This window comes from Clostridium sp. AF34-10BH, from assembly GCF_003478095.1.
Taxonomy (GTDB): Bacteria; Bacillota; Clostridia; order Lachnospirales; family Lachnospiraceae; genus Acetatifactor; species Acetatifactor acetigignens.
In genome coordinates this window covers 14,801-33,444 of sequence record NZ_QUEC01000007.1, presented here as the reverse complement: position 1 = coordinate 33,444, position 18,644 = coordinate 14,801, and the positions used below count along the sequence as shown (strand labels likewise).

Here is an 18,644-nt window from a genome sequence, read left to right as displayed (position 1 = left end):
AATAATTCATTTTCCTACACCGGTTCAAAAAATGTATCCGGATGTCCCGGATCAAATATTTCATTACAGGTCATAACCGTTATCAGATTTTCCGTTTCAGACAGATTTATAATATTATGGGACCATCCCGGTATCATATATATTGCTTCAATCTGGTCTCCGGATACTTCGAATTCGATTTTTTCTCCGGTATTGATATTCCGTTCCTGTATCAGTCCATGGCCGGACACTACAATAAACTGTTCCCACTTACTGTTGTGCCAATGTTGACCTTTTGTGATTCCCGGCTTACTGATATTAATGGATACCTGACCGCAATTCACCGTATGCATCAATTCTGTAAAGGACCCTCTCGAATCCGCATTCATCCTCAGCTGATATTTGAATTTTTCCGTCGGTAAATAAGTAAGATACAGGGAGAACAATTTCTTTGCAAAAGACCCCTTCGGCATTTCCGGCATAAGTAACGAAACCGGCTGTTCCTTAAATTCCTGTAACAGATCCACGATTTCGCCTAAAGTAACCTTATGCGTTACCGGTACACAGCAATACCGTCCATCTTCTTTCAGAACAGTATCAACACCGTCAAATTCGCAACGCTGCTCCTTACCTTCCATGAGATCAAACATACCTTCTATCAGATCGTCTATGTACAGTAATTCCAGTTCTGTTGCCCTGTCGTTTACCGTAAATTCTTCATCGTTCGCAACAGCCCAACAAAATGTGCTGACTGCGGAATTATATTTAGGCCTGCTATGTCCCATCAGATTAGGAAAACGATACACGGCAACTTTGGCATCGGTCTCTCTCGCATATTGAAAGAAAAGCTCTTCTCCCGCCTTCTTTGAACGACCATATTCGGAATCTCCAAATCTTCCAGCCAATGTTGCCTGAATGGAAGACGACAGCATGATTGTCGCTTTATTCCCATACTTTTTAAGCGTATCAAGTAGCTTCGATGTAAATCCAAAGTTCCCCCGCATAAAATCTTCCGGATTCTCCGGGCGGTTTACTCCTGCCAGATGGAATACAAAATCAGCTGACTTGCAATAAGCATCCAATTCCGCTTCTGTCGACTGTATATCATATTCATAGATTTCATCGACATGAATGTTCGGTCTGGTTCTGTTCTTATTCTCTTTGATATTTTTCAGGTTATTGACGAGGGCAGTTCCTACCATCCCCTTAGCACCTGTAACTAATATGTTCATCAGTTATCTCCGTACTCTCTCTTTTCGTTACTGCTCTTTTCTCCATACCATCTTATTCACGACATTTACATAGCCCTGTATGATCCGCACTACCTTCATAGATACGTTCTCATCCGTATAATCCGGGCACGGTTTTCCTAGAACCCCCTTCTGTTTCATATCAATAGCCATACCGGTTGCCTGCAGAAGTTCCTGTGTCGTAATTCCGGCCAATATGAAATTCCCGGATTCCAGTGCCTCCGGTCGCTCTGTGGAAGTCCGAATGCATACCGCTGCAATAGGATGTCCGATTGACAGATAAAAGCTGCTTTCCTCCGGCAATGTACCGGAGTCAGATACGATCGCCAATGCATTCATCTGAAGTTTATTGTAATCATTAAATCCCAACGGTTCATTTACCCTTACGCGGGGATCTAATTTAAATCCACTGGACTCAAGCTTCTTCCTGGATCTTGGATGACAGGAATAGAGAATCGGCATATCATACTTTTCTGCCAATGCATTAATTGCTTCAAACAGAGAAGTAAAATTCTTATCCGTATCAATATTTTCTTCTCTATGCGCTGACAACAGAATATATTTATCCGGCTGCAAGTCCAGTCTGTCCAACACCTCCGATGCTTCTATTTTGTCAAGATTACCATGCAACACTTCTGCCATCGGAGATCCTGTTACATAAGTTCTCTCCTTAGGCATTCCCATCTCATGCAGGTATTTTCTGGCCGGTTCAGAATACGGCAGATTCACATCCGAAATCACATCCACAATTCTCCGATTCGTCTCTTCCGGAAGGCACTCATCCTTGCATCTGTTTCCGGCTTCCATATGGAAAATGGGAATATGAAGCCTTTTTGCGGAAATGGCTGACAGACAGCTGTTCGTATCTCCAAGTACCAATAGAGCATCCGGCTTAATCTCTGTCATCAGTTCATAACTTCTCGCAATAACATTCCCGCAGGTCTGTCCCAGATTCTCTCCTACGACATTCATCCAGACATCCGGTCCACCCAGTTCAAAGTCAGACCAGAAAATATCGTTCAGATTCTTATCATAGTTTTGCCCAGTGTGGGCCACACAGCAATCAAAATATTCTCTGCAACGCTTAATAGTTGCTGCCAGACGGATAATCTCCGGTCTTGTCCCAACTATAATCAACAGTTTGATTGATCCATTCTCTTTCCACTTAAAGTCAAACATTGATTAATCCTCCGCCAGTCTTTCCTGGATATATGCCAGTTTTGCAATCGTAGCCTTAGTTTCCTCCAGACTTAACATCTTAGTATTATTAGAATTAAATTCTGTAAGTGTGTTTCTCTTAGCATCTCCATCTTTGAAATACTTATCGTAATTCAGACCACGGTTGTCCGCAGGCACTCTATAGAAACCTCCAAGATCAATTGCTTTTGCGCACTCCTCATTTGTGAGCAGCGTTTCATACATTTTTTCACCATGACGAATACCGATTACTTTAATATCTTCCTTCTTACCTCCGAACAGCTCGCACACTGCTTCTGCCTGTGTTCCAATCGTACAGGCTGGTGCTTTCATGATCAACAGATCTCCGTTTTCTCCCTTTTCAAATGCAAAAAGTACGAGATCCACCGCTTCCTCCAGGCTCATAATAAAACGGGTCATGGACGGTTCCGTCACAGTAATCGGATTGCCGGCTTTAATCTGATCAATCCACAGCGGAATTACGGACCCGCGAGAGCACATGACGTTACCATAACGGGTACAGCATATCTTCGTCTTTCCGGAATTTCTGGATTTTGCCACTGCTACCTTTTCCTCAATCGCTTTTGTAATTCCCATTGCATTAATGGGATATGCTGCTTTATCCGTAGAAAGGCATATTACTGATTCTACACCTGCTTCAATTGCGGCGGTCAGGACATTATCTGTTCCAATAACATTCGTTCTAACAGCTTCCATCGGAAAAAATTCACAAGATGGTACCTGTTTCAAAGCTGCTGCATGAAAAATATAATCTACACCATACATAGCAGAACGAACTGAATTAAGGTCTCTCACATCTCCAATGTAAAATTTGATCTTATCCGCCACTTCTGGCATCTTCGCCTGATATTCGTGGCGCATATCATCCTGTTTTTTCTCATCTCTCGAAAAAACACGGATTTCTCCAATATCTGTCTGAAGGAACCGATTCAAAACTGCATTTCCAAAAGAACCTGTTCCACCAGTAATCATTAATGTTTTTCCTGTAAATAAAGACATATTTTTCTCCTCTCATAACTACTTTTCTGCCGAATTAAACCATTCTACATAGTCAAAATCATCATAATATTTTTTGTAAGAAATTTTACTTTTATAGGCCATGCATGGTCCAACACACCCATCATTTTCAAATCCTCTAATATATACTGCTGATTTTATATTGGGATGTGGTTTGTTAACAAATATTACTTTATTCTTATATGGCAAATTATCAAACTCTACGATATCCTGCTCAGTGCATCCATCTCTATCTGTAAATAGAATAAAGAGTTTATTATAGTCCATTCGCTTCGCCCGTTCATTCCATTTTGCTTTTGCCTCTTCTTCTGTCTTATAATGTTGAAAGTAAATCTTAATATCCTTCAATAAGCCAACAGGGTACTCTATTCCTTCCTCTGTTGTAAACTTCAAATCATACCCCATATATTCTCTCAGTGATGATAATAACTTTATGAAATCCTTAGGTCTTAGCCAAAGATTAACAAAAGGACTTTTAAATTGTAACCCCAAATCATGAAGTATCATTGCCCCGTTACAATTGCTGGCAATCAGGCAAATATCCTTATTAACGAGTCGTTTCCTTTGCTTAGATAAAAACATTATATTTCTATATTCATTTCTCAGTTGCCTAAGTGCGTCCATCTTGCGCTTCCTTTCTTGGCCGTCACACCTTTTGCAAATACTACAACTACTCATTCCTTTTACATATATTACAAAAGCATACTTTGTCTTTCATAACTTCTAGCCCTATATCACATTAATTAATAATTATCGCATTCATTTTTTCTTATGCAATTCTGTTTTCCCAAATTTGTTTCTGTATAGATTGATTTAATATTCTATAAGCATTTTTAGAAAGGAAATTTATACTGTAATTATCTATTATTTACATAGTATTGTGATCTTTTATTCTCGCCGGTACCCCATACACCAATGTTGCAGCTGGTACATTATGTGTTACAACACTTCCCATTCCCACTTTAGAATTTTCTCCTACCACTACTCTATTTAGTATAGATGTATTTACACCTATCCACGCTTGATTTTCTACTACACAGCTTCCACAAAGTATTGTACCTGCTGTAATAACCGCATTATCTCCTATGAAAACATTGTGACCAACGTGAACCAAATTATCTATTTTCGTATTTTTTCCTATGTGTGTGTTCCCTTCAAATAGAGAATTGCATACATCTGTATTATCCCCAATGCTTACATCCTTATCAATAAATACCCCTCCACAATGTTTTACCTTTCTGTTTACTCCATCTATTCTAAGAACCTGAAAACCTTCAGAGCCAATTGTTGTATTGCATCCGATTACACAATCATCACTTATTGTTGTTCCTCTCTTTATTACGGTGTTATGTCCAATCACTACCCTATTTCCTATTTTTACACCATCTTCTATAATTGCACCTTCTTCAATACTACAATCGCTGCCTATTTCCTTTACAAAATTATATTTTTCATAAAAATGCTTCTGATAATATAAATAATCATGTATATCATAAAATATTTTTTCAGGACATTTGCAAACAATATAAGTATATTTTTCCCCCAAGCTCATAACGTATTGAAAATAGTTCTTTTTATCTAACACAATCGCCGCAACTGCGGAATTATTTTTTATAATATCAACATATTCTCCCGAGGTAACATACGTCAAAATTTTACTATATTGACTGGGTCGATTACAAAAATTCAAGCCATCAATTTCTATATCATTACCCTCATAGGTTAATCCAAATGTTTTACATATTTCTGATATTTTAATACCTCTATTCATGTTTATCTCTCTTTCACTTATTATCTTGGGTCCACCAACCGCATGGTAATGCGACAAATTTTGAATAAAACTCACTTACACCAGGCAATGCACTCTGTTTTCCAAATATTGTGTATCTATCATTATTTAAGTGTACCCCTGATGCATACCATCCTTTTTTTCTATAATCTTCTATCACTGCTCTTTTATTTGCAACCAGCATTCCAAAGACCCAGTAATTAGGATTTATCTCCTTTCTTTCAATAATTTTTATATCTTTGCTGTCTTTCAGCCTATTCTTCCACATTTCAGCGCAAATTTTCTGTTTCCTTATAATATCTTCCATGCACTTCATTTGTTCTATTCCAATATAGGCATTTACATTACTCATTGTTGCACTATAGCCTCTTAGTGTTATATCACATTGTGGGTTTATTTCTCCTAAGTCATCTCTAAAAATAGATCTGTCAATTCCACAGTCCCGAATCAACTCTGCATTTTTTAATAGCTCTGCATTATTTATAATAATGGCCCCACCATCTATTGTATTTGGTAATCGAACTGCATTAAACGAAAAAATAGTGATATCGGTTCCGCAATTGCCTATTTTTTGCCCTTTATATTCACTTCCAAAAGCCTCTATCCCATCATCAATGACAGGTATCCCATATCTTCTGCCCAGCTCATTTATTTCATCAATATAACCTGGGTATCCGCAAAAGTGATTATGTATTATTGCTTTTGTTTTTGAAGAAATTTTTCTTTCTACGCTTCCCGGGTCAAGTGTTCCTGTTGTCGGATCAATATCTGCCCATTTTATGTTAATTTCATGTGCAACAAAAGGCTGTGTAGATGCTAAACATGCCATTGGCGATGCTATAACTTCATCACCAGCATGTATATTCAGCACTGAATTTACTACAGCTATTGCCATGTTAAATGAGTTCGTTACAAGAACTCTGTTCTTCACACCCAAAAATTCACGCAACACTTCTTCAAATTTTAAAGAATACTTTCCATATGCAAGCTGTCCAGAATAAAGGATTTCTTCTAATTCAGGTAATTGGGGCATATGTGGTTTATATAAAGGTATCATTCTACCATCCTCTTTTTATAATATCTACAATGTATTCTCTGTCTTCGTCACTTACCCACCAGCCACACGGAATATGAACAAATTTCGAATAAAAATCATCTAATGCCGGCAGTTCACATTTAGATTGTTCAAAAACACTATGCGTATCACTTCTATGATGCAATTGAGATGCTGTAATTCCATGCTCTTGTAACATTTTACAAAACTCGTCTCTGTTTTCAACTTTCATAGTATACAACCAATACGATGGCTCTGTGTTCGAATAATATGGAATTAATTCTACTCCCGGAATCCCTTGCAATGCTCTATCATAATATTTTCCATTTTCAATATGTCTATTAATAATATCCCGAACGTGTTCCATTTGTACTAATCCAATCATTGCATTCACGTTATTCATTCCATATTTATAACCAGCCCTCTTAATATCGTTGTTAAGTCTTGACACTTTTTTATCCAATCCAAACCAACGAAGTTTTCTTGCCTCTACCATTTCTGATTCATCGGTAAAACTAATAGCACCACCATCTACAGTTGTCATATGTTTTATAGCCTGAAATGAAAAGCATGTATATCTGGAATTAGCCCCCACCAGTTTACCATTATATCTGCTTCCTAAAGCATGTGCTGTATCTTCAATAATGGGAATGTTATATTCCTTTGAAATTTTATTAAATTCGTTCATATCACAAACCATTCCAGCATAATGTACTAACATTATTGCCTTAGTATGTTCTGTTATTTTTTCTCTTACCGCATTGGGATCCAGCAGCCCAGTCCTCACATCGACATCAGCCCATACAACTTTCGCACCTGTTATAGCAATTGTTGTATTTGTCGGTTCTGCCGTCATCGCTGTACTGATTACTTCATCTCCTGGGCCTATATTCATTAACAGCAACGCAATATGTAATGCAGCCGTTCCTGAATTTAATGCTAAAATATTTTTATTTCCTATATATTCACCAAATTTCTGCTCAAACTCGTCTACAGTTTCTCCTGCTGCAATATAGCCACTATAAAGTATCTTTTCTAATTGAGGCATCATTTCATCTCGTGGTGCAATATATGGTTTTACTAAAGGTATCATTTTCTTTTCCTCCTAAAAATTATTCATTTTTGATTTTATAGTACAGTAAATATACAAAAGATAAGCCTTAACTTTAAATAATTTTCTTTCTTTATACGCATTTGATTTTTTCAATTTTGTATAACAATCCACATATTTCGAATATATGTTATATCTTTTCTTAATGTCCCCATTTACTGACTTCAAAATATTTATTAGTATTTTGAAATATTTTATATATATATAGTCTATTATATATACACAATTTTTTTCAACAAAATCTATTAATTTATTATACACATTTATGTACTGTTTTACTCTTGCTTCCGAGTATTTTTCTCTTGATACACTACCGTATCTAACGGAAACAATATAGTAAACTTCACTAATGCTTACAAGCGAATTAGCTTTTGCCAAAAGTTCAACGATAAGCAATTCGTCTATTCCAATATTTTGGTTAATATACTGTGCCTCCCAAAATAATGATTTTGCAAAGCACCTACATGCCAATGAAGGTGTAACAAATTTTTCAAAATGATCAGCCAAAATTTCTGCTGTACCTTCTATATCATACTTAGGCGGAATTTCCTGCGTAATAAGATTCCCCTGCAAGTCCCTAAACTCTAGTCCATATTGTATAACATCTACTTTTTTTTCATTTTGAACAACTATATTATATAAATCATTGAGCATGCTTTTTTTAACAGTATCGTCACTGTCCACAAAAACTATATATTGACCGCTCGCAAGTTCAATGCCTATAGGTATTGCTGTTCCTATTCCGCCATTTTCTTTATGTGAAAAAATAATGTTATCACATGCTTGAGCATAACTTGCTATTATTTTTAACGTATCATCTGTAGATCCATCATCAATGATTATTATTTCATAATTTTGAAAATTTTGTTCTAAAATACTTTTTATACAATTTTCTATATAGTCCTGCGCATTATATGCAGGAATTATAATCGAAAAAAATGGCATTTTCTTCATATTTACTATAACCTCTTTTAATATTGTTTATTATCCCACAAAAGAAAAAGCTTATCAACTTTTATATCTTTTGATGTTTATACTTCAACTTGGTCTTTTGCACTCTTTATTTGAAGCATTTTCCATAATCTATAAATATTTAATCTGCTTTAAATATATCTCTGGTATACACCTTTTCTTTCACGTCTTCTAACGTTGCATCATATCGATTTGCAATTATTACGTTGCTCTCCCTTTTAAACTCTTTCAAATCATTTACAATTCTGCTTCCGAAAAATGTTGTCTCTGCATTCAGCGTTGGTTCATAAATAATGACTGTTGCACCTTTCGCCTTAACACGTTTCATAATTCCCTGAATAGAGCTTTGCCGGAAGTTATCCGAATTTGTCTTCATCGTCAGTCTATAGACACCTATAACTATATTTTTTTCCTTTTTTGAATCATATACATTTTCGTTTTCATAATCATAATACCCAGCCATCTGTAATACACGATCTGCAATAAAATCCTTTCTGGTACGATTACTTTCCACAATAGCTTCTATCAGATTCTCCGGTACATCCTGATAATTAGCAAGCAACTGTTTTGTGTCCTTAGGAAGACAGTACCCACCATATCCAAAAGAGGGATTATTATAGTAATCACCGATTCTCGGATCAAGGCATACTCCTTTAATAATCTGCTGCGTATTCAATCCCTTTAGCTCCGCATAAGTGTCCAATTCATTAAAATAACTGACTCTCAGTGCCAGATAGGTATTAGCAAACAGCTTCACTGCTTCCGCTTCTGTAAATCCCATAAACAGTGTATCGATATTTTCCTTAATTGCACCTTCCTTTAACATATCTGCAAAAATATGTGCTGCTCTCTGTAAATTGTCATCGCTCATATCTGTCCCGACAATGATTCTGGATGGGTACAAATTATCATATAATGCCTTGCTTTCCCTTAAGAACTCCGGGCTAAACAATATATTGCTGTATTGAAACTTTTTACGAATGGCTTCTGTATATCCTACCGGGATAGTACTTTTGATCACTATAACTGCATGTGGATTGCATTCTATCACCATTCCTATTACTTCTTCCACCGCAGAAGTGTCAAAAAAGTTTTTCCTGCTATCATAATTCGTTGGGGTTGCAACTATAACATAATCCGCATCCCCATACGCACTTTTAGCATCCAGTGTTGCTGTGAGTCGTAATTTTTCCTCCCTCAGATACTTTTCCACATAATCATCATGGATTGTTGCTTGTTTGTTGTTTATTTTCTGCACTCTTTCCGGCACAATATCTACTGCCATAACTTCATGATGCCGCGCTAATAGTATAGCAATAGAAAGTCCAACATACCCTGTTCCTGCTACTGCAATTTTTAAATCACTGTATGCTCTCATCCGCAACCCCATTCTCTCTCTGTTTATGGAACACCATCTTCTTGCTCAGAATATAATTCAATACAATTACTATCACACTCAATGCGCATTTACTAAAAAAGAACGATTGTTTCATCACTTCTACCAACAAAATAACGCCAAAATAGTCTACCAAAAATGTAATCCATCTGGCACAAACAAAGCGGACAATTTCCGTTATAAACCTATGAAAAGATCCGAACGGTGTTTTAAATACAAATATCTTATTTGTGAAGTAGCAAAACACCTTTACAATCACCAACGTAATAGCATTCGATATTTTATAATCAATTCCGCTCCATACCACCAGTTGAGCCAGTCCAATATTCAGGATTGTACTGAGTACGCCCCAAAATACGTAGCTATATAATTCTTTTTTTTTCACTTGCTTATCCCTTCCTTGCAAGTACCATCGTCCATGGGAATGGAGTTTTTACCGATACAATTTTCATATCATTATTAACAACCATTCTGCAAAATTTCTTTTTGGTCCAATGTTGGATATGCCCCGGTGTATTTCCAAGATCCTTCCAGTACTTTCCTCTTGCCATGTTGCATATTCGCCAAATAGGTTCCTTGGGAACACTTAAAAGTATAAATCCATTTTCATTACACAGTTCTTTTATATTTTTCAATGCTTGTTCCGGATCTTCTAGGTGTTCCAACACTTCTGAACATATCACAAGATCATATCTTCCCTTGTTCAAAATGTGTTTTTCAGCTTCTCCCGGCTTTCGAACCTCCATTGTATAGATATTTCCAGTATAAAAGTTAATACCATGAATCTTTTCACTGGCCTCTGCTATTACCTTTTCCGATATATCAAACGCATCAATCTCAGCATTCTGATACATATCTTTTATAAATGAGGTTATTTCGCCTTCTCCGCATCCGGTTTCACATCTCTGACAAAATTCCTTTCCTGCTATATCCAACAACTCGCTGATGGCATCCTTGAACCCTTTCATCATCCATTTTACGATCGGATTGGTCGAATGATATTTATCATAGTAGTTACCCTCCGGTTGAACTACCTCAGTGCTTTTTGTACTCATCTCTGCCATATGCCTCCTGGATACTTAATCCTATATTCTCTTTTCCTTCATAATCAATTTTTCTCACATGATACTGAATATCTTCCAATATCATTCTGTTCTTAGCCAGTATATCTGCCATAAATCCTATTATAAATGTGATGAATCCCATGAGTAGCAACACACTTGACAATATCAGAGATTGTATATGTCCAGTGGCATTAATCGTTGTAAGTAAAATCAAATATCTAATTCCCAATACAGTTCCAATTAAAAAGGGAACCGCTCCCACGCAAGTGAAGAATTTCAATGGCTTATACATTATATATGCTCTTATAATCGTTACCATCGATTTTTGTACATAACTTGACATACTATTGAAAAGTCTAGAAGGACGAAGTTCTCCATTGGTACGAATGGGAACATGTGTCATAGGAATCCGCTCTCTTCCAGCTTGTACAATAGTCTCTAACGTATATGTATATTCATTAGTTACATTTATTCTTAATGCCGCTTCTCTACTAATCGCCCGAAAACCACTCGGAGCATCAGGAATATCGGTATTTGATGCTATCCTAACCACCCAACTTCCAAAATGTTGAAGTGTTTTCTTTATCATGGAAAAGTGTTCCGTTGTATCGATTGGCCTGTCCCCTATAACAATATCAGCTTTTCCCTCAATAATTGGTCTTACTATTTTTTCAATATCTTGTCCACTATATTGATTATCAGCATCAGTATTTACAATAATGTCTGCCCCGTTACGCAAACACGCATCCAGTCCTGCCATAAATCCTTTGGCCAAGCCTCTATTTTGTTTTTGATATACGATGTAATTAACTCCCCAAGATTTTGCAACCTCTACAGTCGCATCTGTGCTCCCATCATTTATAATTAAATATTCAATCGCATCAATCCCATCTATATGCCTAGGTAATTCATTTAATGCAATTGTTAAAGTTTCTGCTTCATTATAACAGGGAATCTGAATTATAAGCTTCATATTTATTCCTTTCTTAAGATAATCAACTCCGAAAGGCCTTTTCTGGGCAAAATTATCTTTTCAACCGGCTCTATCAGCATTGATGCAAAATTATATATTTTTGAATTATTCTCATTCAAAGAAGAGCTAAAGCTTTCTTTCGTCTTAGCTTTCCTTTTTCCTTTCCACCAATAAGGCAAAATACCCAGTTGGTTAAAATATATATTTTTTTTAATTGTCAAATGATTATCCTTGGCAAGTCGTTGCAAATCACCTTTGTCATATCTGCGATAATGTCCTACATTTTCATCTAAGGAACAATATAATTTTTGCAAAGCCGGCACCATTATTATTAATTTTCCTCCAGGCTTCAACAATTCCTTCATTTTCTGTATAGCCAGATTGTCATCCTTTAAGTGTTCCAATACATTGATGCAAATTACTGTATCATACTTTCCTTTATAATCTCCTACTTCATCTTTCATAATATCCCATAATACGGCATTAAAATTAGTATATCGACGAAATCTCTCATTCATATAGTCTACCTGCCTTTGAAAAATGTCCGTCGCAGTTATCTGCGCTGCTCGATTAATATAGAACTTCACCATACGTCCCATTCCTGCACCAACATCAAAAATTCTATCTCCATCGTTGATATATTCCTGATACGTATGATACATCCATCTGGAATACCGATCAATATAATCCCAATGATTCAGATTCTCTGACAACTCATTTTGTTCCTTTTCCATGACTTTATCATCTTCCTCCATGTGAAACTTCTCTCTGTTATAAATTATTTGTAACTATTCAGAACCCCATTCGCAAAACCGCCTCTGCGAGGCTTTTCTTTTACTCATGTGGTTACTTCGCCCTATAAAGATTATCAATTACTCTTACGAAGTAAGCACTCTATCATGAGTACCTTACCATAATACCACATTCATGAGATAATTACCTCCAAATATTCGCATTTCCTTTGCGTCTTATCTCAGGAGGTTCTCATGAACACTACTAAAAAGTTACCACAGGCCAAACACGACCAGTGGACTGTCCTTTGCAAAGAACAATCCGAAAGCGGTCTGACCGTCAGACAATGGTGTGAACAGAACGGCTACACCATCCACACCTACAACTACTGGAAACACCGTCTGAAAGAAAGCTATGTGGATTCTGTTCTCCCGGACATCGTTCCTATTATTCCGCAGGCTCCAGCACCATTACACGAATTGTGCGATTTGCGCAATTCGGCCGATTCGTGTATTAACAACACGATCTCTGTTTTGCTTTGTGGTGTCACCCTCTCTCTTGATGCCTCAGCCTCTGAGAGGTGCTCTGCCGTATCATCACGGCTCTCTGTCATGCTTAGGGATGCTGATCCTTCCTCCTTCTCCGCCATCTATGTAGTCTGTGGCTACACCGATATGCGCTACGGCATGGATACCTTCGCTGCCATCATCGAGACCCGGTATCACCTGCCCCTCTTTGTTCCCAACACCCTGTTCCTCTTCTGCGGCAGGCGTGTTTCCTGAGTTTGTGCAAAACAGAGAAATTTCCGAACGGCTTTTCAGCCTTTTTACTGTGCCCGTGGGACTCTGTACGACCTTTGTGATACCTTGTATCAGGTCTTTACAGGCTCCCACGGGTACAGTTCTTTTTTCTTTCTGCCTCTGCATTCCCACCTCTGCTTCCCTTCCTGGCTTTGTTCTGCCCATAGTCATTATCACGAACATCCCATTCCCCGAAAGTGGCATATTTACGGCATTTCTGTTATAATACTTACAGAAATGAAACGAGGTGCAGCATGACAGATTTCTCCAGTCTTACCGAAGAACAACTCAATCAGATGGACAAACATGTCCTCATTACCATCATCAAAGGACTGCAGCTTCAGCTGAATTCCATCAGTTCCCAGCTGGAGTTCCTCACGGAACAGATCGCTCTTATGAACTAGCGTTCCTTCGGCCGTAAGACGGAAAAGGCGGATCAGATGCATCAGCTGTCCCTTCACCCTTAGGCGTAAGAACTGGGTCAACGTGGATTCCATCCGCGGAGCAGAAGCCAACACCATCATGTACAGTCTGGTAGAGACTGCAAAAGCAAACGGTCTCCGGGTCTACGAATATCTGGAGTATGTGCTGACCGAACTGGCAGCACACCAAGACGATACCAGCCGTGACTTCCTTGCTGACCTGCTTCCCTGGTCTAAAGCAGCCCAGAAAAAATGCAGCAGTCTGAAAAAAAGTCTCCAAAAAAAGTTAATTTAACTGTCAAAGAGCAAATCTATAGGAATCGCCAGTAAAATGGCGGTTTCTTTTATTTTATGGTACCCATGTTTGAGTACTTACCATCGCTGACACTCACACAAGTTCCCTTTGCATACACATAAATCAATTGCAGGAAAAAATATATAATATATATAATAATGTAGCTTTCATATGGTATTCGTTTCTGTTTTTTCATTTATATTCCTCTTGTTCCTTATTCTCTTTAATACGTAAAGCTACAATCTCAAGCACACTACATATTAATGCAAAAAATACAACCGGAATTGCCGACATCATAATTCTATTACAGGAATCACCATATCCATTTCTCAAAGGTTGCTTTCTTCCAAGGCACAATATCAGATTTATGAGCACATATCCTGTAGAAAAAATCAGCCCAAAATTAATTTTTTTATTCAAAGCAATTACAATATATAATACAAGAATTAGCGCTGGTAAATACCCCCAATACTGCGTTTTAAAGTTATAAATGATACTTTCTATACTTTTAACATATTTTTCTTTATCGAGAAAATAAATTGCTATACATATGCCTGGCAAAACAGCAAATACTATAATATTTATTTTTTTTCGTATCCAACTAAAAAATTTACTATTTATAAAAAAAGAATAAATTACACACCCTACTGTTGCCACGGTTATTATCGCCTGAATAGCCGGTGTCAGCATTGAATCATATACGTTTTTCACACTAATCGCCTGTTGATAGTTCAGTTCGATTAAATATAACAACTGCACTACCATCATCGGAACAGATAACGTAAGCATTTCTCTTTGCGTCAGCGGTAGGAAACTTATCAGGCAGACTATACAAGCCATGCAGACACTCATTTCAGCACGACTCAGCGTAAGCCAGCAAATTACCATAGAGATTAACATCAACAATGCCTTGTTTTCCCTCTCGCCAGTTGTATATAAATTCATGCCTATCATAAGTAGAAAAATGTAAACCATGCAATAAGTATTAGAGATAACCCAGAAAGACAAAAGTTCAAACGCCGGAATTACTATAAGCATTACCGTAAAAACACCTGCCCCGACTATTGCCTGGTTTTCTCTGGCTCCCAAATTACTTATCTGCTTTTTCATCGTTAAATAAAAGCAAATAAGCATACTTATTATTAATAAATTATGAATTACCGTAATCGTCTCAAATCCACAAAAATATGCCAAGGAACTTATCAGGGCAGAAGATACCCCCGTCCACGTCATAGTGGCTCCTGCAGTATCAAAATTCAAGCTTCCAACCTTAGCTACAACTTCTCCATATTGCATTACATAATAATAGGAATCCGAAGACATGACCGTTGGAACAATTCCCGTAGAAAAAATCGTAGATAATGCTGCGCACCAAATAATATATCTGCATAGCACGCCCCAATTGGTCTTTTTAATATATTCTTTTCGAATATATATCATGGCACCTAGTAATGCTCCCACTAGTCCAAATGCAAAACTACGAATATATGGCAGTCTTAAAAGCAGTATTACTGTACTACACATGCACCAACCTACAACAGCAATAGGCACTGCCCATGCTGCCTTCATAGCATCTGTCTGTTTATCGAATGTCCCTTGTGCTACTAAATAGCCAGCAATAAACAATACTACGGATGCAATAATCTGTTTTATCTTGTACCCTCTCGTAATTGCATCTACTGTTGCAAATAATTCATTTGTGCCAATGTTTTTATATGTAATTGTCGATGTGTAAAAAAAAATGATAATTGAAATCAGCAGAACCAGCATTGGAGCTACCCATTTCCCTACACTATTTATACGTTTCATTCCAATAATCCTCTGTCATCAAGTATATATTTCCCTCTTCGTCATTCAATGCAACAACTCGGTCAGCGTCTTTCATTCCCTTTAGGCGTATAAACAAAATAGGTACATCTTTTTTTTGAACTATATCAAACACTGCATGATCTACCAGTGTGGAATGAACATATGCCAATGAATAACCAACTTCTTCAAACTCTGTTATATTAATTTTATCTTTCCTAATAATTACCGGAATGTCATTTTTCATATCCGTATCTTGGGAAAACACTTCAAAGTATTCTGCATACCAACTATTTGGATTACATACGCATGTCTTATGTCCTAGTAAGGTATTGATCAATACGTCATTATGATAGCAATTTTCCGGATTATACCACACAGTATCTACTGCAAGATAATTTTTATTCACATTGCCCACATCAAATACGTATGACCATAATTTTACTATACTGTTTAACATTAATAAGAAAAATATTATACAAACTCCAAATAGCAAAAATCTCTTTTTCCCTTTTAGCATTGTTATTTACACTCTTTTATTCTGATTTTCTCTTCCTAATGTAACCTTTAATAAACTGGCAGAACTCACAATCCCAAAATTTGGATGCCAATAATATAGTTATTGTATATAAAATTAAGATTGTTATCCCCTTAATTATAAATCCAAAAGTCCCCTCCAGTGAGATGAATTTTAGCAAGTTTCTCCCCACTACTGTCATTATACCTAATGGTATTCCATATACTACAAAAACTTCTTTTATGAATTGGTGCAAACGTATGGGCAAATATTTTTTATAAACAAATATTAACGCAATTCCTTTAAAACTATTTGCCACTGCTATGGATAAAACTGCACCAAACGCTCCTAGTTTACCGACCAAAATGCACTCCATTAAAATATTAATACAAGCCGTACCCAAATTGACTAATGCCGGTCCTTTGACTCTGTTTGCCACTGTCAATCCCACGCTCGCAGTCATAAAAGGCCAAATAAATATACTGGGAATGAGTAAGATGACCGTCATAATATAAGTTATTTCATAACCATTTCCCATCCATAAATTGATAAAATCATTTCCCACACATATAAATCCACCTAAAATAATTACACATAATAAGAACTGTATTTTCCCAGTAGTAATAATCAATTTATTAAATCCTTCATGATCACCGGATTCTAATTGTCTAGTAATTTTGGCCAAAAACAGCGTGCTAATAACGCTTCCAAAACTATAAGCATATCCCTCCAACGCACTTGATACACTATACAATGTCACCTCATTACTACTGGATAATGCACCTAATATGCTGGGTGTAATACTGTATATACATCTCTGTGTTATTACCAGCAAGGCAACCCAAACAGAGAAGGAAAATATCTTTTTTAGTAAATCATTATCTTGATATGCCAAATCAATTTTAAATCTATGATTGGATTGAATGATGTATAGCTTATAGGCAATAACTGCCACTCCTGCAATTGCATTCGCCATAACTGCCGAATATAGTCCAAGGCCATTTATAATTGCGATAATCGTGATAACTATCGTTAATAAACGTAAAACTATATCGCACAGTTTCAGACTTACCAGATGTTCATATGCCAACATAATTCCGGATAAGGGAGTAAATGCAAATGCAAACACATTATAAATAGCAATCATGATATATACATTCTTAAGTTTAATTAATTCCCCGGCTGTCAATCCAGCATATATATTTCCAAGGAAAAAATATAATACGGAAAATAATGCCAAAAAAATCAGTGCAAGAATCAAGTAAATTTTGGTCACCAGGCTGAGCAGCTCTGTTACCTTCTCCTCTTTTCCTTCCGTTCTATACTGGGCCACATACTTGGCTACGGCCTCACTGATACCAAAATCCATTATTAATAGCGTAATAATAGATGTTCCAATGCTATAAATTCCATAATCACCGTCTCCCAATTGATGAATCAGCCAGGGAGTGAACAACAGTCCGGAAATTATATTAACGGCTATAGATATATAAGAAACCAACGTTGCCACTTTTATTTGATTTCTACTATGCACTTCAACATTCTGTTCCATTCAAATTATCCTCTTCTATTTTTTTTCGGAGTAGCTTAATATCATGAAAATATTCCCCATATTTTTCCCACCACGATACATCTTTATTCCACCATTTTGTTTTCTTCAGCCACTGAATATCATCATCATCAAAGCGATATCGAATATGTCTTGCCGGAATCCCTCCTACAATACTATAGGGTTCCACATCTTTAGTAACAATAGCTCCCGAAGCGATAATCGCTCCATCACCTATTTTAACGCCTGATCGAATCATTACTTTTTTGCCGATCCACACATCATTTCCAATAATGCAATACCTGTCGTTTTCTTTATCAGCATGTGGATATGCCTGTTCCAGCGTCCAATAGTCGTTCTTTACAAAACTCTGATAAGAAATACCCGTTTTAAAATAAAATGCCTGACTTGTGGATGCAAAAACAGAAGACGGATGTTCTCCAAATATAATTGTAACATTGTCCGCTATACTACAAAATCTCCCAATATCTGTCTTAAAAAAAATAGTGTTGTTTCCAATATAAGACATGTAACCTATCTTACAATCAGTTAACCCCACATGCGGCATTACTGTATTACATCCCTCGAATTGCGTTTTTGTATCTATCTCCGTATGCCAATGTATATTGCACTTCTTTTGAGTATTCAATTTTCGTGTATAATTGAATCCTTTTACAAAATTTATTATTCTCCTAAACAT

The 18,644-nt window shown here is 36.7% G+C and carries 20 protein-coding genes; 3 read left to right on the top strand and 17 right to left on the bottom strand.

The genetic code is table 11. The features are described 5' to 3' along the window. Positions 1–14 precede the first annotated feature (14 nt). From DWZ61_RS07050 to DWZ61_RS06990, 13 genes are all read right to left on the bottom strand, one after another. Positions 15–1,211 (bottom strand): NAD-dependent epimerase/dehydratase family protein, encoded by a 1,197-nt coding sequence (locus DWZ61_RS07050; RefSeq protein ID WP_118537898.1) that lies wholly within the window; start codon positions 1,209–1,211, stop codon positions 15–17. A gap of 27 nt (positions 1,212–1,238) precedes the next feature. Then, positions 1,239–2,408, bottom strand: coding sequence for a UDP-N-acetylglucosamine 2-epimerase (non-hydrolyzing) (wecB, locus tag DWZ61_RS07045; protein ID WP_118537897.1), 1,170 nt, complete (start codon positions 2,406–2,408; stop codon positions 1,239–1,241). Positions 2,409–2,411: 3 nt separating this feature from the next. Beyond that, positions 2,412–3,446: a polysaccharide biosynthesis protein gene (locus DWZ61_RS07040; protein ID WP_118537896.1), complete on the bottom strand. Its 1,035-nt coding sequence runs from the start codon at positions 3,444–3,446 to the stop codon at positions 2,412–2,414. An 18-nt stretch (positions 3,447–3,464) separates the two neighbouring features. Further along, a complete protein-coding gene (locus DWZ61_RS07035; protein ID WP_118537895.1) occupies positions 3,465–4,088 on the bottom strand; it encodes a DUF1919 domain-containing protein in 624 nt (207 codons plus the stop codon). Between the two features lie 244 nt (positions 4,089–4,332). Beyond that, complete coding sequence (locus DWZ61_RS07030; protein WP_118537894.1) at positions 4,333–5,235, bottom strand: DapH/DapD/GlmU-related protein; 903 nt, start codon at positions 5,233–5,235, stop codon at positions 4,333–4,335. Between the two features lie 13 nt (positions 5,236–5,248). Continuing rightward, positions 5,249–6,310: an aminotransferase class V-fold PLP-dependent enzyme gene (locus tag DWZ61_RS07025; RefSeq protein WP_118537893.1), complete on the bottom strand. Its 1,062-nt coding sequence runs from the start codon at positions 6,308–6,310 to the stop codon at positions 5,249–5,251. A gap of 1 nt (position 6,311) precedes the next feature. After that, entirely contained in the window at positions 6,312–7,400 is a 1,089-nt protein-coding gene (locus DWZ61_RS07020) for a DegT/DnrJ/EryC1/StrS family aminotransferase (protein ID WP_118537892.1), read from the bottom strand. Between the two features lie 12 nt (positions 7,401–7,412). After that, a complete protein-coding gene (locus DWZ61_RS07015) occupies positions 7,413–8,372 on the bottom strand; it encodes a glycosyltransferase family A protein (RefSeq protein ID WP_118537891.1) in 960 nt (319 codons plus the stop codon). A gap of 139 nt (positions 8,373–8,511) precedes the next feature. Then, positions 8,512–9,768: a nucleotide sugar dehydrogenase gene (locus DWZ61_RS07010; protein ID WP_118537890.1), complete on the bottom strand. Its 1,257-nt coding sequence runs from the start codon at positions 9,766–9,768 to the stop codon at positions 8,512–8,514. Next, on the bottom strand, positions 9,752–10,171 hold the full coding sequence (locus DWZ61_RS07005; protein ID WP_181968695.1) for a GtrA family protein: 420 nt from the start codon (positions 10,169–10,171) through the stop codon (positions 9,752–9,754). Before DWZ61_RS07005 ends, DWZ61_RS07010 begins: the two co-directional genes overlap by 17 nt. A gap of 4 nt (positions 10,172–10,175) precedes the next feature. After that, a complete protein-coding gene (locus DWZ61_RS07000) occupies positions 10,176–10,850 on the bottom strand; it encodes a class I SAM-dependent methyltransferase (RefSeq protein ID WP_118537889.1) in 675 nt (224 codons plus the stop codon). Beyond that, complete coding sequence (locus DWZ61_RS06995; RefSeq protein WP_118537888.1) at positions 10,822–11,823, bottom strand: glycosyltransferase family 2 protein; 1,002 nt, start codon at positions 11,821–11,823, stop codon at positions 10,822–10,824. The genes DWZ61_RS07000 and DWZ61_RS06995 overlap by 29 nt, the downstream gene beginning before the upstream one ends. 2 nt (positions 11,824–11,825) lie before the next feature. After that, the gene (locus tag DWZ61_RS06990; RefSeq protein ID WP_118537887.1) at positions 11,826–12,578 is read right to left on the bottom strand and encodes a class I SAM-dependent methyltransferase; all 753 of its coding nucleotides are present in this window, start codon (positions 12,576–12,578) and stop codon (positions 11,826–11,828) included. 231 nt (positions 12,579–12,809) lie between these two features. Between DWZ61_RS06990 and tnpB the strand changes: the two genes are divergently transcribed. From tnpB to DWZ61_RS06975, 3 genes are all read left to right on the top strand, one after another. Continuing rightward, complete coding sequence (gene tnpB / locus DWZ61_RS06985) at positions 12,810–13,337, top strand: IS66 family insertion sequence element accessory protein TnpB (RefSeq protein WP_118537886.1); 528 nt, start codon at positions 12,810–12,812, stop codon at positions 13,335–13,337. Between the two features lie 272 nt (positions 13,338–13,609). Continuing rightward, positions 13,610–13,759, top strand: coding sequence for a hypothetical protein (locus DWZ61_RS19695; RefSeq protein ID WP_182427025.1), 150 nt, complete (start codon positions 13,610–13,612; stop codon positions 13,757–13,759). A gap of 82 nt (positions 13,760–13,841) precedes the next feature. After that, positions 13,842–14,072: a transposase domain-containing protein gene (locus DWZ61_RS06975; protein ID WP_118537884.1), complete on the top strand. Its 231-nt coding sequence runs from the start codon at positions 13,842–13,844 to the stop codon at positions 14,070–14,072. 192 nt (positions 14,073–14,264) lie between these two features. Here the strand turns inward: DWZ61_RS06975 and DWZ61_RS06970 are convergent, their stop codons facing one another. From DWZ61_RS06970 to DWZ61_RS06955, 4 genes are read right to left on the bottom strand one after another with little or no spacing between them, the layout of a single operon-like run. Continuing rightward, positions 14,265–15,881: a hypothetical protein gene (locus DWZ61_RS06970; RefSeq protein WP_118537883.1), complete on the bottom strand. Its 1,617-nt coding sequence runs from the start codon at positions 15,879–15,881 to the stop codon at positions 14,265–14,267. Then, a complete protein-coding gene (locus DWZ61_RS06965; RefSeq protein ID WP_118537882.1) occupies positions 15,865–16,398 on the bottom strand; it encodes a hypothetical protein in 534 nt (177 codons plus the stop codon). Before DWZ61_RS06965 ends, DWZ61_RS06970 begins: the two co-directional genes overlap by 17 nt. Before the next feature lie 16 nt (positions 16,399–16,414). Continuing rightward, positions 16,415–17,947, bottom strand: coding sequence for an oligosaccharide flippase family protein (locus DWZ61_RS06960; RefSeq protein WP_118537881.1), 1,533 nt, complete (start codon positions 17,945–17,947; stop codon positions 16,415–16,417). Continuing rightward, positions 17,931–18,644, bottom strand: a complete 714-nt coding sequence (locus tag DWZ61_RS06955; protein ID WP_118537880.1) for a CatB-related O-acetyltransferase — start codon at positions 18,642–18,644, stop codon at positions 17,931–17,933. The genes DWZ61_RS06960 and DWZ61_RS06955 overlap by 17 nt, the downstream gene beginning before the upstream one ends.

Excerpts from the sequence above, each read along its gene's own strand:
- DWZ61_RS07035 (WP_118537895.1), bottom strand. The coding sequence starts at position 4,088 with ATGGACGCACTTAGGCAACTGAGAAATGAATATAGAAATATAATGTTT.
- DWZ61_RS06990 (WP_118537887.1), bottom strand. The coding sequence starts at position 12,578 with ATGGAGGAAGATGATAAAGTCATGGAAAAGGAACAAAATGAGTTGTCA.
- DWZ61_RS07010 (WP_118537890.1), bottom strand. The coding sequence starts at position 9,768 with ATGAGAGCATACAGTGATTTAAAAATTGCAGTAGCAGGAACAGGGTAT.
- DWZ61_RS06955 (WP_118537880.1), bottom strand. The coding sequence starts at position 18,644 with ATGTTTAGGAGAATAATAAATTTTGTAAAAGGATTCAATTATACACGA.
- DWZ61_RS07025 (WP_118537893.1), bottom strand. The coding sequence starts at position 6,310 with ATGATACCTTTATATAAACCACATATGCCCCAATTACCTGAATTAGAA.
- DWZ61_RS06960 (WP_118537881.1), bottom strand. The coding sequence starts at position 17,947 with ATGGAACAGAATGTTGAAGTGCATAGTAGAAATCAAATAAAAGTGGCA.
- DWZ61_RS07050 (WP_118537898.1), bottom strand. The coding sequence starts at position 1,211 with ATGAACATATTAGTTACAGGTGCTAAGGGGATGGTAGGAACTGCCCTC.
- DWZ61_RS07000 (WP_118537889.1), bottom strand. The coding sequence starts at position 10,850 with ATGGCAGAGATGAGTACAAAAAGCACTGAGGTAGTTCAACCGGAGGGT.
- DWZ61_RS19695 (WP_182427025.1), top strand. The coding sequence starts at position 13,610 with ATGACAGATTTCTCCAGTCTTACCGAAGAACAACTCAATCAGATGGAC.
- DWZ61_RS07015 (WP_118537891.1), bottom strand. The coding sequence starts at position 8,372 with ATGAAGAAAATGCCATTTTTTTCGATTATAATTCCTGCATATAATGCG.
- DWZ61_RS06970 (WP_118537883.1), bottom strand. The coding sequence starts at position 15,881 with ATGAAACGTATAAATAGTGTAGGGAAATGGGTAGCTCCAATGCTGGTT.
- DWZ61_RS06995 (WP_118537888.1), bottom strand. The coding sequence starts at position 11,823 with ATGAAGCTTATAATTCAGATTCCCTGTTATAATGAAGCAGAAACTTTA.
- DWZ61_RS07020 (WP_118537892.1), bottom strand. The coding sequence starts at position 7,400 with ATGATACCTTTAGTAAAACCATATATTGCACCACGAGATGAAATGATG.
- tnpB (WP_118537886.1), top strand. The coding sequence starts at position 12,810 with ATGAACACTACTAAAAAGTTACCACAGGCCAAACACGACCAGTGGACT.
- DWZ61_RS07030 (WP_118537894.1), bottom strand. The coding sequence starts at position 5,235 with ATGAATAGAGGTATTAAAATATCAGAAATATGTAAAACATTTGGATTA.
- wecB (WP_118537897.1), bottom strand. The coding sequence starts at position 2,408 with ATGTTTGACTTTAAGTGGAAAGAGAATGGATCAATCAAACTGTTGATT.
- DWZ61_RS06965 (WP_118537882.1), bottom strand. The coding sequence starts at position 16,398 with ATGCTAAAAGGGAAAAAGAGATTTTTGCTATTTGGAGTTTGTATAATA.
- DWZ61_RS07040 (WP_118537896.1), bottom strand. The coding sequence starts at position 3,446 with ATGTCTTTATTTACAGGAAAAACATTAATGATTACTGGTGGAACAGGT.